Annotated in this window: 11 protein-coding genes; 3 read left to right on the top strand and 8 right to left on the bottom strand. The window is 68.4% G+C overall.

The genetic code is table 11. The features are described from left to right. Positions 1-75: 75 nt before the first annotated feature. From VFH59_RS16105 to VFH59_RS16095, 3 genes are all read right to left on the bottom strand, one after another. Complete coding sequence (locus VFH59_RS16105) at positions 76-3,705, bottom strand: autotransporter-associated beta strand repeat-containing protein (RefSeq protein ID WP_325165924.1); 3,630 nt, start codon at positions 3,703-3,705, stop codon at positions 76-78. Between the two features lie 346 nt (positions 3,706-4,051). After that, positions 4,052-5,335, bottom strand: a complete 1,284-nt coding sequence (locus tag VFH59_RS16100; protein ID WP_325165923.1) for a cytochrome c — start codon at positions 5,333-5,335, stop codon at positions 4,052-4,054. Next, positions 5,332-6,063: a c-type cytochrome gene (locus VFH59_RS16095; protein ID WP_325165922.1), complete on the bottom strand. Its 732-nt coding sequence runs from the start codon at positions 6,061-6,063 to the stop codon at positions 5,332-5,334. The genes VFH59_RS16100 and VFH59_RS16095 overlap by 4 nt, the downstream gene beginning before the upstream one ends. 179 nt (positions 6,064-6,242) lie before the next feature. On the opposite strand from VFH59_RS16095, the gene VFH59_RS16090 reads away from it, so the two are divergent. The 3 genes from VFH59_RS16090 to lepB are packed head-to-tail and all read left to right on the top strand — an operon-like array spanning position 6,243 to position 8,738. Beyond that, complete coding sequence (locus VFH59_RS16090) at positions 6,243-7,793, top strand: amidase (RefSeq protein WP_325165955.1); 1,551 nt, start codon at positions 6,243-6,245, stop codon at positions 7,791-7,793. Then, positions 7,790-8,005 (top strand): GDCCVxC domain-containing (seleno)protein, encoded by a 216-nt coding sequence (locus tag VFH59_RS16085; RefSeq protein ID WP_325165954.1) that lies wholly within the window; start codon positions 7,790-7,792, stop codon positions 8,003-8,005. Before VFH59_RS16090 ends, VFH59_RS16085 begins: the two co-directional genes overlap by 4 nt. A 58-nt stretch (positions 8,006-8,063) precedes the next feature. After that, positions 8,064-8,738 (top strand): signal peptidase I, encoded by a 675-nt coding sequence (gene lepB / locus VFH59_RS16080; RefSeq protein WP_325165921.1) that lies wholly within the window; start codon positions 8,064-8,066, stop codon positions 8,736-8,738. A gap of 53 nt (positions 8,739-8,791) precedes the next feature. On the opposite strand, the gene VFH59_RS16075 is transcribed toward lepB, so the two are convergent. The 5 genes from VFH59_RS16075 to rpsD form a co-directional block, all read right to left on the bottom strand. Beyond that, a complete protein-coding gene (locus tag VFH59_RS16075; protein ID WP_325165920.1) occupies positions 8,792-10,168 on the bottom strand; it encodes a class II 3-deoxy-7-phosphoheptulonate synthase in 1,377 nt (458 codons plus the stop codon). 12 nt (positions 10,169-10,180) lie between these two features. Beyond that, on the bottom strand, positions 10,181-10,684 hold the full coding sequence (locus VFH59_RS16070) for a disulfide bond formation protein B (protein WP_325165919.1): 504 nt from the start codon (positions 10,682-10,684) through the stop codon (positions 10,181-10,183). Between the two features lie 144 nt (positions 10,685-10,828). Further along, the gene (rplQ, locus tag VFH59_RS16065; RefSeq protein ID WP_325165918.1) at positions 10,829-11,215 is read right to left on the bottom strand and encodes a 50S ribosomal protein L17; all 387 of its coding nucleotides are present in this window, start codon (positions 11,213-11,215) and stop codon (positions 10,829-10,831) included. A 278-nt stretch (positions 11,216-11,493) separates the two neighbouring features. Continuing rightward, on the bottom strand, positions 11,494-12,492 hold the full coding sequence (locus VFH59_RS16060) for a DNA-directed RNA polymerase subunit alpha (protein WP_325165917.1): 999 nt from the start codon (positions 12,490-12,492) through the stop codon (positions 11,494-11,496). 15 nt (positions 12,493-12,507) lie between these two features. Continuing rightward, positions 12,508-12,894, bottom strand: a 387-nt coding sequence (gene rpsD, locus VFH59_RS16055) for a 30S ribosomal protein S4 (protein WP_325165916.1), incomplete at its 5' end; no start/stop codon positions are given.

Genomic DNA, 12,894 nt, shown 5'->3' with positions numbered 1-12,894 from the left:
GGGACGCTCCTACATAAGAGCAAAAAAAACGCCGCCGGATCGCTCCGGCGGCGGTTTCCCCCAGGGCGCGCGGCGTCAGAACTGCACGCGCACGCCCGCGTTGACGCCATAGCCCGCGCGATCATGGCCGGTCGCGGAGTTGACGCCGCCGTACAGGTAGGCCTGCTTGCCCAGGCGCATCGTGCCGCTGGCGTCGAGCTTGAGCAGGGTCCGGCCCATCGAGGGCGTGCGCACTGCGAACGACTCGCCAGCCAGCGAGGCATCCACCACCGGGTTGAGCGTGGCGCCGAAGTCCTGGCCGACGGCCGCGCCGAGGCGCCAGGTCACGCTGGAGGCCAGCGGGTCCTGCGCGGTCGAGCCAAGCTTCATGCCGGCCAGCAGGCGCGTGCCGGTCTCGTCGTAGCGGCCCACATCGAGGCGGGTCGTCGCCTCGCCGGTTTCGACGAAGCCCTCACGGTTCACCCGCTGCCATACCGCCTGCACGTAGGGCTCGATGCGCAGCCCTTCGTGCTGCAGCGGGAAGCGCGCGGTGACGCTGGCGGCCATGTTTTGGCCGTCGGCCTGCGAGGCCAGGCTGGACGCTGGCGCCAGCGGATCGGCGCGACGGGTGCGCCACTGATCCTTCGACCACGAGGCGGTGCCGTCGACCAGTGCCGGGCCCGCGGCCAGTTCGGCGTACAGCAGTGCGCCGTTGCCACGCACGTTGCCGGAGGCCGGGATGTTCTCCAGCCGCGACTCGGTGTGCGCCAAGCCCACGCCCCACAGCACCACGTCGCCACGGTAGGCATCCAGCCCCACGCTGGTCCGGCTCTGCTGCGAGTGGAAGCCCGAGGCCTGCGCGTCGCTCAAGCCGCGGTAGCCGCCCTGCGAGAGCGTGACCCAGGCGCGGCTGCCGTGCCGGCCCTGGTCCAGCGACGCCTCAGCCAGGTGGTCGGCCATGTCGCCGGCCAGGCCCAGGCTCGCCTCGCGCGCCATCGCCGCGGTCTGCGCGTGCGCCTCGCCCGCCAGACCCTGCATCACCTGCGGCAGCGCCGCAGCGCGCAGGCCGGCGAGGGCGAACAGCAGCTCGTGCTGGTCGGTGGTGTCGGTGCCGGCATCCTGCGCGGCCACCATGCGGTCGACCGCCTCGCCCGCGCGGACGGCGTTGCCGTTGGCATGGCCGCCAGACAGGCTGGCGTAGGAGGTCGGGGTGACGAACAGCTGTACCGCATGCCCGCCCACATAGAACACCTGGAAGCGGGTGTTCGCGGCCAGGCCTGCCGTTGGCTGCTGCAGGGCGGCGAAGCGGCCCTGCACGCCGCCGTCCGCCTCCACCACGGTGTACACGTCACCCAGTTCCGGCGTGAAAGTGTTGGATGCGTTACCGGTGATCCCGCGCACGATCGGCGCCAGCGTGCCATCGGCCGTGAACGTACCGCCCACGAGCAGGCGCGAATAGTTGCCCTTGCCCGTCCCGGTGCCCTTGCCGTCGATGTCGATCTGCAAGGTGCTGCCGTCGTTCATCGTCACCGCGTCGGCGACCGACAGCGTGCCCGGCGAGTTGCCCGGCGCGAGCGTGCCTTCAACGTTGACCGAGCCCTGGATCAGGCCCACGCCGCGCACCGTGGCCGGACGGTCGACCTGCACCCAGCTGGTCAGCTCGCCGTTAGCGCGCAGCATGCCGTCCTGCACGCAGGTGCCGTTGGTGAGCGTCGCGGCGCCGGTCATGTTGAGCGTGCCCTTGCCGCTCTTGACGAAGCAGCCGACATTGCCGGTGGTCAGGATCTGGCCGCTGAGTTCGGTCGTGGTACCGGCATCGGTATCCACCCCGGAGTTGCCGCTGACCAATACCGTCTGGCCGGTACCCAGAGTCTGGACGGTCTGCAGCATGCCGCCCTGCAGCACGATCACGCCGGTGCCCAGCGAGGAGCCGCTGTCGATCTTGATGACACCGCCGTCGACCAGCGTGCCTCCCGTGAAGGTGTTGTTGCCGCGCACCACCAGCGTGCCGTCGCCGCGCTTGACCAGTCCGCCACTGCCGCCCATGTCGCCATTGGCGGTAAGCGTGACCCCGGCCAGCGTGGTGATCGAGGCGTTGCCCGCGTTGATCACCATGTCGCGGTTGCTTTCCATCGAGTGCGTGACCGTGAGGTCGCCGCCGTTGAAGGTAATCGTGCCGGCAGCATCACCGAGGCTGGCATCGCTGGCGACCTGCAGCGTGCCGCCGTTGAGCGTGGTGCCGCCGGTGTAGGTGTTGGCGCCGGTCAGCACCAGCGTGCCGTCGTTGACCGTGGTGCCGCCATGGTGCGAGGCGTTGCCGGTGATCGTCAGGGTGCCGCTGCCATCCTTGACCAGCCCGCCGGTGCCGCTGATCACGCCGGTGTAGCTGGCGTCGGTCGCCTGTACGAAGTCCAGCGTACCGTTGTTGTGGATGTCGCCATGCAGACTGCTGGCGTCGCCTTGCAGCGTGCCACCGTTGATGGTGGTGCCGCCGGTGTAGCTGTTGCTGCCGGTCAGCAACAGTGTGCCGATGCCGTCCTTCACCAGGTTGCCGGTGCCGCTCAGGTCGCCGGCATAGGTGCCGTCGGCGGACTGGTTGAAGTCCACGGTGGCCTTGTTGGCGATGTCGCCCTGCAGGCTGCGGGTGTCACCCTGCAGCGTGCCACCGTTGATGGTGGTGCCACCGGTGTAGATGTTGTCGCCGGTCAGCACCAACGTGCCGTTACCTTCCTTCACCAGGCTGCCGGTGCCGTCCATGTTGCCGGCGTAGGTACCGTCGGTGGACTGGTCGAAGCTCACGGTGCCGTCGTTGGTGATCCCACCCTGCAGGCTGTCGGTGTCGCCCTTGAGGGTGCCCTGCTCGACCACGGTGCCGCCGGCGTAGGTACTGGTACCGTCCAGGGTTAGCGTGCCCTCGCCAGTCTTGGTCAGCGTGCCGGAGCCATCGACGCCGCCGGTAAACACGACGTCGCCGCCACTGGTATCCACCGTACCGCCACCACTACGCAGCGTGACCTGCTGGTTACGGGTGGTGTCCTCGGTGGGTGCGAAGATGCCGCCGTTGAACACGATCGAGTCTGATTGGTTCAGTTGCGGCGTGGTCTCGTCGTAGGTGTTGCCGCCTTCCAGCGGGTAGCCGTTGAGGTCCGCTGCCGTAATGGTCAGGGTGTTGGTCAGCACCGGCGCATACGGATCCCATACCTGCGTCGGGTTGGCGATCGGCACGTAGCTGTAGACATAGGTGCCCGCGGTCAGGCCGGAGAAGGACACGCCCTGCCAGGTCAGCACTGTCTGGATGTTGTTGGTGTCGACCAGCCCGGTCTGGTCCGGCGAGGAGTAGAAGTTGTTGTAACCGTCCTCGAGTTCGGCCGGCTTGGTGCTGACCAGCAGAGTGAAGTCGACCAGCTGGTCGTAGCCACTCGGCCCGGTCAGGTGGAACTGGCCCTCGTGGTAGCTGGCCTCCGACGGGTCGTGATAGGTGCCGTACCAGAAGGTGAGCGCGCCACTGCCGTTGTTGGTGTAGCCCACCGAAACGGTATGCGCCTGGCTCAGCGGGATGACCGCGGCAAGTGCCAGGGCGAGCGCGCCACGACGGAGCGCGCTACTCGGCGCGCTTGCACGGCGTGCATCCACGGCGCAGCCCGAGCGCGGGGAACGCGCCAGCTCGGAGGCCACCATGAATTGGCGAAGAGCCCTGTTCCAGACGATGCGGAAGATCTTGTTCATTGGACTTGGATTTGTTCCGGGTGCAGTGAAGGAGCACACGGGCCCATGGCCCGTACGCGGAGGTCTGTCGAGGGGAAGGAGACGACGTGGGCACGGACGACCGTGCTGCCGAGGATCTTTACCTGCTTTTCACGACCCGACGCGTTGAGCAGAAAGCGTGCCAACGCACCGGCACGATCGCGATGCGCACGATCGCAGGGCGACGCGCGCGGTGCGCCCACTGCAATGGGTCATTCGGCCGCAGGGTCGAGGGCAGCTTTGGACGCGCCGCGTCGCCCAACCTGCAGCGGGCTGCCACTTCTCGTCGATGGCGCCGATGAATTGACGCCTCGCGCGCAGCGTGTCGTTACTCCGCCGGCGTATTCCTGTACGTCGCCACGTCGCGCTCCATCACGGGCGCCGCGTCGTTCGACCACGCGTGGCGGATGTAGCTGACCACCGCAGCAACGTCGCCGTCGCTCAGTTGCTGGGCGAACGGTGGCATCGAGTAGGGACGCGGATGGGCGGCCGTGGTCGGCGCGAAACCGCCGAGCAGCACGACGCGGATGGCGTTGATGCCGGTCGGCTCCGTCACCGACGTGTTCCCGGCCAGCGGCGGATAGACGCCCGCCACGCCCTGGCCGTCCTTGCCGTGGCAGCTGGCGCATTGCTGCGCGTAGAGCTTGCCGCCGCGATCGAGCGATGCGGTCGCATCGACCTGGCTGCCGCCGCCCACGGGCGCGGACCGCGGCGGCAGTGACTGCAGGTAAGTCGCGATGGCGCGCAGGTCGTCCTCGCGCAGGTGTTGCGTGCTCTGCATGACCACGTCGGCCATCGGCCCGAACGCCGTGCCCTTGCGCGACTGCCCCGTCCTGAGCAGGGCGACGATATCGTCCGTGCTCCAGCCCTCCAGGCCGCCGTGGGCGTGTGTGCTGAGATCCGGGGCGTACCAGTTCTGCGCGGGGATCTGGCCGCCGGTGAGCGTTTCGTTCCGGGGCAGGCCGCCGAGGTTGTCCCGCGAGACATGGCATTCGTTGCAGTGACCCAGGCCTTGCGCCAGGTAGGCGCCGCGGTTCCACGCCGCCGACTGCTTCGGATCGGGCACGAACTGGCCGGGGCGGAAGTAGAGCGTGCGCCAGGTGGTCAGGCTGGCTCTCAGGTCGTAGGGGAAACGCAGCGACGGCGTCGCCGTCCGGTTGCGCACCGGCGGCAGCGATTTCAGATAGGCGAACAGCGCGAACGCGTCCTCGCGGCTCACCTGGGTGTAGGAGGTGTAGGGGAAGGCCGGATACAGCGCGTGGCCGTCGCGGCCGACGCCTTCGTGCAGCGCGCGCCAGAACGCGTCGAACGACCACTGCCCCAGGCCCGTGGCATCGTCCGGCGTGAGGTTGGGCGCCGGCACGTCGCCGAAGGGCGTGGGCAGCGCACGTCCGCCGGCGTAGGGCTCGCCGCCCTGGGCGGTGTGGCAGGCCGCGCAGTCGCCGACCGTGGCCAGGTACTCGCCGCGGGCGATCAACGCCGGATCCTGCAGCTTGACTGCCGTGGTCCGCGCAGGGGGCAGCGCGGCGTGGTGCCTGGCGAACAGCCACCAGGCGACGGTGATGATCGCAAGCACCAGCAGGGCTAGGAAACCGCGCAACAGCCACTTCATCGCGTCGCCTCCTTCGCGCCGAGGACGCCGCAGGCCAGCGGCGGCGTCACCGAACCGGGCGGCTGCGCGTGGGCATCGGCGGGCACCTCGCGGGTGGACAGCCAGGCCGAGACCGCGGTGATGTCCGCATCGCTCAGGCGGCTGACGACGGTGGCCATGCAGTCGGGCGCCACCATTGCGCGCGTGCGGGTACGCCATGCGCCCAGCTGGGCGCTGATGTAGTCGTAAGGCAGGCCGACCAGGCCGGGAATGTCCGGCTGGACGCCGGTCAGCCGCTCGCCGTGGCAGGCGGCACAGGCGGGGACCTTGCGCGCCGGGTCGCCCTCGGTCGCCAGCACCTGGCCGCGGTGCAGGATCGCGTCGGTGACCTGAGGCCCCGGCGAGCGCTGGTAGGGCACCTGCTGCGCAGCGAAGTAGCCGGCGATCTCGTGCATGTAGTCCGGCGTCAGACCACGCACGGTGTATTCCATCGGCGCGTACTTGCGCAGGCCATCCCGGAAATTGCGGATCTGCCGCGCCAGGTAGCCGGCCGGCTTGCCCGCCAGGCGAGGGAAGAAACCGCTCTCGGGCGTGCCCTCGCCATGCTCGCCGTGGCAGGCGGTGCACGCGGCGATACGCTGCTTGAGCGTATCGGGCACGGTCGGCGCGTCGGCGGCGCGAGTGGCGGTGGTAGACAGCGCGGCGACCAGCAGCACCGGCGCAAGGGAAAGGCGGGAAAGCAGGCTCATGCGTTGGATTATAGGTAGCGTCCCGCGGTCGACAGGCGTGCAGGAGGGATATGCTGCGCCAGCGCGACACCATGCCGCACCGTCAAGCGCCATTGCACAACGACCCACCGGAGGCCGCCGTGAAACCCTCGCCCGTCCGCCCCGCCCTGCTCGTCGCCCTGCTGCTCGCCGGTCCGGCCATGGCCGCCCAACCGACCCGGCCACTGGCCTGGGCCTCGATCGACCAGCTGCAGCGGCAGATGGACGCCGGCACGCTGGACAGCCGCACCCTGGCGCGGCAGTTCCTCGATCGCATCGCCCAGATCGACCAGGCCGGACCCACGCTGCGCACGGTGATCGAAACCAACCCCGACGCGCTCAAGCTCGCAGCCGCGCTCGACGCCGGCCGCGCCAGGACAACCGCACGCGGGCCGCTGTACGGCATCCCGGTATTGCTGAAGGACAACATCGACACCGGCGATCGCATGCTCACCACCGCCGGTTCGCTGGCGCTGGCCGATGCCCCGGCACCGCGTGACGCGGGGCTGGTCGTGCGCCTGCGCAAGGCCGGCGCGCTGGTGCTGGGCAAGACCAACCTGAGCGAGTGGGCCAACTTCCGTTCCAACCACGCCAGCAGCGGCTGGAGTGGTCGCGGCGGGCAGACGAAGAACCCCTACGTGCTCGACCGCAACCCGTGCGGATCCAGCGCCGGTTCCGGCGCGGCGGTGGCGGCAGGCCTGGTGACCGTGGCGATCGGCACCGAGACGGACGGCTCGATCATCTGCCCGGCCGCGAGCAACGGCATTGTAGGGATCAAGCCCACGCTGGGCCTGGTCAGCCGCAGCGGCATCGTGCCGATCGCCCACAGCCAGGACACCGCCGGTCCGATGGCGCGCAGCGTCGCCGATGCCGCGGCGCTGCTGAGCGTCATCGCCGGCAGCGACCCGCGCGACCCCGCCACCGCCGAGGCCGACCGACACGCCACCGACTACACCCGGTTCCTCGATCCCGATGGCCTCAAGGGCAAGCGCATCGGCGTGGTGCGCCAGCTCGCCGGCGCCGAACCCAACGCCGACCGCGCGCTCGAGCAGGCGATCGCGCTCATGAAAGCCCAGGGCGCGACCGTCGTCGACCCGGTCACGGTCCCCCACCTGGCGGATCTCGGTGGACCGGAAATGACCGTGCTGCTTTACGAGTTCAAGCACGACATCAATGCCTACCTGGCCACGCGCCCCCGGCTCGAGGTCAGGACGCTGGCCGATCTGATCGCCTTCGACAAGCAGCACGCCGCACAGGAAATGCCCTGGTTTGGCCAGGAGCTGTTCGAGCAGGCGCAGGCCGAGGGACCGCTGACCGACAGGAAGTACACCGATGCGCTGGCCAAGGCGAAACGGCTGGCCGGACCCGAAGGCATCGATGCGGCATTGGCGAAGAACCATCTGGACGCACTGCTCGCTCCCTCCTGGGGCCCGGCCTTCGTCACCGACCCGGTGCTGGGCGACCACATCGTGAGCGGCGATCCCACCGTGGGTGGTGCCTCGCAGCCGGCGGCGGTGGCCGGTTACCCGTCGATCACGGTGCCGGCGGCCTTCGCCCACGGCCTGCCCGTGGGCATCGTGCTGTTCGGCGCCCGATGGAGTGAACCCACGCTCATCTCCATCGCCTACGGCTTCGAACAGCACGCCCGGGCCTGGCAGCCACCGCGGTTTCTGGACACCGTGGGTGGCCGACCGGCGGCCGGTGCGCCCTGAGCGTGGAGCCGCAGCTGCAGGGCACGTTGACCTGCCCGCAGTGCGGGCACCGGTCCGTGCACACCATGCCGACCGATGCCTGCCTGTTCTTCCTCGACTGCCCCGGCTGTGGCGGCCTGCTCAAGCCCAAGCCGGGCGACTGTTGCGTGTTCTGCTCCTGGGGCGACGTGCCGTGCCCTCCGATGCAGGTATGCAAGGGGTCTTGCCCCTGAAGGAACCGTCCAGCCCGGCGGCGGTCCCAGCGGAGAACCTCACGACAAGGAGCCGGCCATGCATGCCTTCAGGCGTTTCCTGCTACGCAACCGCGGACTCCTGCTTTTCCTGTTCGGCATGCTGGTGTTTCGCAGCGCCCTGGCCGACTGGAATACCGTTCCCACCGGCTCGATGCAGCCGACCATCCGCATCGGCGACCGCATCGTGGTCGACCGGATGGCCTACGACCTGCGGTTGCCTTTCACCCATGTTGCGCTGTTGCGTCGGAACGACCCGCAGCGCGGCGACATCGTGATCATCGATTCGGCCGCGACCGGCGAGCGGCTGGTCAAGCGAGTGATCGGCCTGCCCGGGGACACCATCGCGCTACGCGGCAACGTGCTCTACATCAACGGCCATGCCGCCCACTACCACGCCGTCCGCGTAGCGGGAATCGCGGCGGACAAGGCGCACCCGGCAGGCTACGCGGTGGAATCGCTCGGCGGCCCCGGCCATTTGGTACGGCTGGCGCGGTACCTGCCCAGTCCGGCCAGCAACTACGGCCCGGTCACCGTGACCGCGGGGCATTACCTGGCCCTGGGGGACAACCGCGATGACAGCTACGACTCACGCTTCTTCGGCTTGGTGCCGCGCGGGGAAATCGTAGGGCGCGCGCGCTTCGTGGCGCTGTCGCTGGACCCGGCCAGGCACGGCCTGCCCCGTGCGGGCCGATGGGGACTCGCGCTGCGATAGCTCGCAACACGCCGGCCTCGCGGTGCCCAGCAACATGGCGCTGCTAGCGCCGCCTAGCAGCCGCCCGCCGCCTCCGACTTGCGCACGATCAGCATGGCCAGTTCCAGGGACTGCTCGTAATTGAGCCTGGGATCGACCATCGACTTGTAGGCACGCTTCAGATCCGATTCGGAGAGGTCGCGCGCGCCCCCCATGCACTCGGTCACGTCCTCGCCGGTCAGCTCCAGATGCACGCCGCCCAATCGCGTGCCGGCAGCGGCATGGATGTCGAAAGCCTGATCCAGCTCGCCGCGGATGTTGTCGAAGCGACGCGTCTTGTAGCCGTTGGACGTGCTTTCGGTATTGCCGTGCATGGGGTCGGCCACCCACAGTACGCGCCGTCCCTCGCGCCTGACTGCATCGAGCAGCGGCGGCAGCGCCCCGGCAATGCCGGCGTTGCCCATGCGGTGGATCAGGGTCAGTCGGCCCGGTTCGTCTTGCGGGTTGAGCGCATCGATCAACGGAAGCAGCTGGTCCGGGGTGACCGAGGGGCCGATCTTCACCGCCACAGGGTTCCGGAGGCCGCGGAAATACTCCACGTGCGCCCCATCCAGGGCCGCCGTGCGCATGCCGATCCAGGGGAAGTGCGTGGACAGGTTGAACCAACCCGGATGGCGTGGGACACGCCGCGTGAGCGCCTGTTCGTAGTGCAGCAACAACGCCTCGTGCGAGGTGAAAAAATCCACCCGCGAAAAGCTGGCGATGGGACCCGCCAGAGTTTCCATGAACCGCAACGAATCGCCGATGGCGGCGACCATGCGGCGGTACTCGGCTGCCAGCGGCGAGTGCTCGACCCAGGCGAGATCCCAGTACTCGGGATGATGCAGGTCGGCAAAGCCGCCGTCGATCAGGGCGCGCACGAAGTTCATGGTCAGTGCGGAATGCGCATGAGCCTGGATCAGGCGCCGCGGATCGGCACGACGCGCCTCCGGAGTGAAGGCCGGGCCATTGACCACGTCACCGCGGAAGCTTGGCAACGTGTTGCCATCGCGGGTCTCGGTGTCGGCCGAGCGTGGCTTGGCGTACTGGCCGGCGAAACGGCCTACGCGCAGCACCGGCTTCTTGAGGCCGTGCACCAGCACCAGGCTCATCTGCAGCAGCACCTTGAGCCGGTTGGAGATCACCGGGCTGGTACAGTCGGCGAAGCTCTCGGCACAATCGCCCCCCTGCAACAGGAAACGCTCGCCCTCCTGTGCCTCGGCCAGTGCCTGCTTGAGCGCCAGCACCTCCCACGAGGTAACCAGTGGCGGCAGGGCTGCAAGCTGCGTGGTGGCCTGCGCCAACTCCGCGGGGTCCTCGTATCGCGGCTGCTGCAGGGCCACGCGCCGCTGCCACGATGCCGGCGTCCAGTCGGCATGTGGTTCGGCCAGTTGGTCGGGTCTGTCGTTCACGGTCTTGTCCGGTCAGGCGGGGTGGCGCCGCAGGGAGGCCTTGAGCGCAAGGACGGCCAGCAGTACGAACCACAGGAGCGTCCAGGCCGGCATAGGCAGCCCGAGCACCGGCTCGACCTTGGCGCACTCGCCCGAGCCGGTGAACACCATGCGCAACACCTGCGAGAACGGGAAGGCGTCGAACATGTAATCGAGTGGCGGCCCGCAGGAGGGTACCTGGTCCGCCGGCAACGACTGGATCCACAAGTGCCGTCCCGCCACCGCAATACCCCACAGCGCACCCAGCAGTACGCCGCCCGTGTAGCCCCAGCGCAACCCGGGCCGGGGAGGCGCATGCAGCGCGCCGATGAGGAAGAACACGGCCATTACCAGGAACCCGATGCGCTGGAAGATGCACAGCGGGCACGGGACGAGCCCCCAGGCATACTCGGTGTACAGCGCGAAGCCGAGCAGGGCCGCGCAGGCCAGGAAGCCGACCAGGAAGCTGACGCGGTAGGACCAGTGCATAGGGTTCATGGTGGTATGTTGCGTTGCGGAAAGCCGACATTACCCGCTTGCCGGACCGCTGTCAGCAAGGCACGCCCAGAAAACGAAAAACCCCGGCAGGTCGCCCTGCCGGGGTCGGTCGTTTGGACGTCTGGACGCCTGTACGCGCGAGGCTTACTCGGCGTCGACGGCAGCGGCCGCCTGCGGGCGATCGACCAGCTCGACGTACGCCATCGGAGCGTTGTCGCCCGGGCGGAAGCCGCACTTGAGGATACGCAGGTAACCGCCGGGACGCTCGCGGTAACGCGGGCCGAGCTCGACGAACAGCTTGCCCACGGCTTCCTTGTCGCGCAGGCGCGAGAAGGCGAGGCGACGATTGGCGACGCCATCGGCCTTGGCCAGCGTGATCAGCGGCTCGGCGACGCGGCGCAATTCCTTGGCCTTGGGCAGGGTGGTACGGATCAGCTCGTGCTTGATCAGCGAGGCGGCCATGTTCTTGAACATCGCTTCGCGGTGCGAGCTGGTGCGGTTGAGCTTGCGGCCGGATTTCTGGTGGCGCATGGGAGAACTCTCTCTGTCTGTTGTTATGAAAAACCGGCGGTTGTGTCCGGCTTTCCGCGGTTACCCGCTGTTCCGAGCCCTTTCAGTACGGGCTCTCGTGAGAAGTGCGGCCATCGATGGCCGTCTATTGCTCTGGCGATCACGAGGACCGCGTGGGGCCAACGCAGGCCCCGCAACGGGCAGTCAAAACGACCGCTCCAAGAATGCTGCCGGCAGACGACTCGCGCACCGCCGGCTTGAAACTTCGGCGGCGATCTTCCGATCGCCGCCGTGATACATCAACCCAGCTGCATGCCGTGCGAGAGGCCCGGCGGCGGCCAGTTTTCCAGCTTCATGCCGAGGGCGAGACCGCGGGAGCCGAGCACGTCCTTGATCTCGGTGAGCGACTTCTTGCCCAGGTTCGGCGTCTTGAGCAGCTCGACCTCGGTCTTCTGCACCAGATCGCCGATGTAGTAGATGCTCTCGGCCTTCAGGCAGTTGGCCGAACGGACCGTCAGCTCCAGGTCGTCGATCGGGCGCAGCAGCAGCGGATCGAAACCGCCCTTCTCCGCCTTGTCCGACGCGCTCTCGCGGCGCGAGAAGTCACCGAACACCGACAGCTGGTCGTTGAGGATCTCGGCCGCCTTGCGGACCGCATCCTCGGCGCCGATCGTGCCGTTGGTCTCGATATCCAGGACCAGCTTGTCCAGGTTGGTACGCTGTTCCACGCGGGCCGCGTCGACCTCGTACGCCACGCGCAGCACCGGTGCGAAGGAGGCATCGAGCTGCAGGCGGCCGATCGGACGCGCCTCGTCGTCCGGATGCTGGCGCGCGCTGGCCGGCTGGTAGCCGACGCCACGACGCACCTTCAGTCGCATGTTGAGCGCGATGTCCTTGGTCAGGTGGCAGATCACGTGCTCGGGGTTGACGATTTCCACCGAGTGGTCAACGACGATGTCGCCGGCCGTGACCACGCCCCTGCCCTTCTTGGACAAGGTCAGAGTGACTTCGTCGCCGGAATGCTGGCGAATGGCCACGTCCTTGAGGTTGAGCAGGACTTCGATGACGTCCTCCTGCAGACCCTCGAGGGTGGTGTACTCGTGCAGCACGCCATCGATTTCGACCTCGATGATGGCGCTGCCCGGGATCGAGGAGAGCAGCACGCGACGCAGCGCGTTGCCCAGGGTGTGGCCGAAGCCACGCTCGAGCGGCTCGACCACCACCCTGGCGCGGTTGGCTCCGAGCTGCTCGACGCTGAGGCCGCGGGGCCGCAGCACACTAGTTGACGAAACTGCCATGCAGGGCTCCGGTAATTACTTCGAATACAGCTCGACGATCAGGGCTTCGTTGATGTCCGACGGCAGATCGCCGCGATCGGGCACCGACTTGAACGTGCCAGTGAACTTCTTGGAGTCCACCTCGAGCCAGATCGGACGCAGGTCCATGGTGTCGAACACGGTCGCCGCTTCCTGCACGCGCAGCTGGCTGCGCGCGCGCTCGGTCAGCGCGACCTCATCGCCCGGCTTGACCTGGTACGACGGGATGTTGACCTTCTTGCCGTTGACCAGCACCGCCTTGTGGGCGACCAGCTGGCGGGCCTGGGCGCGGGTCACCGCGAAGCCCATGCGGTAGACGACGTTGTCCAGGCGGCTCTCGAGCAGGCGCAGCAGGTTCTCGCCGGTGTTGCCCTTGAGGGTCGA

Origin of the sequence: Frateuria sp. (assembly GCF_035695185.1) — a bacterium.
Lineage (GTDB): Bacteria > Pseudomonadota > Gammaproteobacteria > Xanthomonadales > Rhodanobacteraceae > Frateuria_A.
Note: the sequence above shows the minus strand (reverse complement) of the source record. Positions and strands in the feature narration are given on the sequence as shown.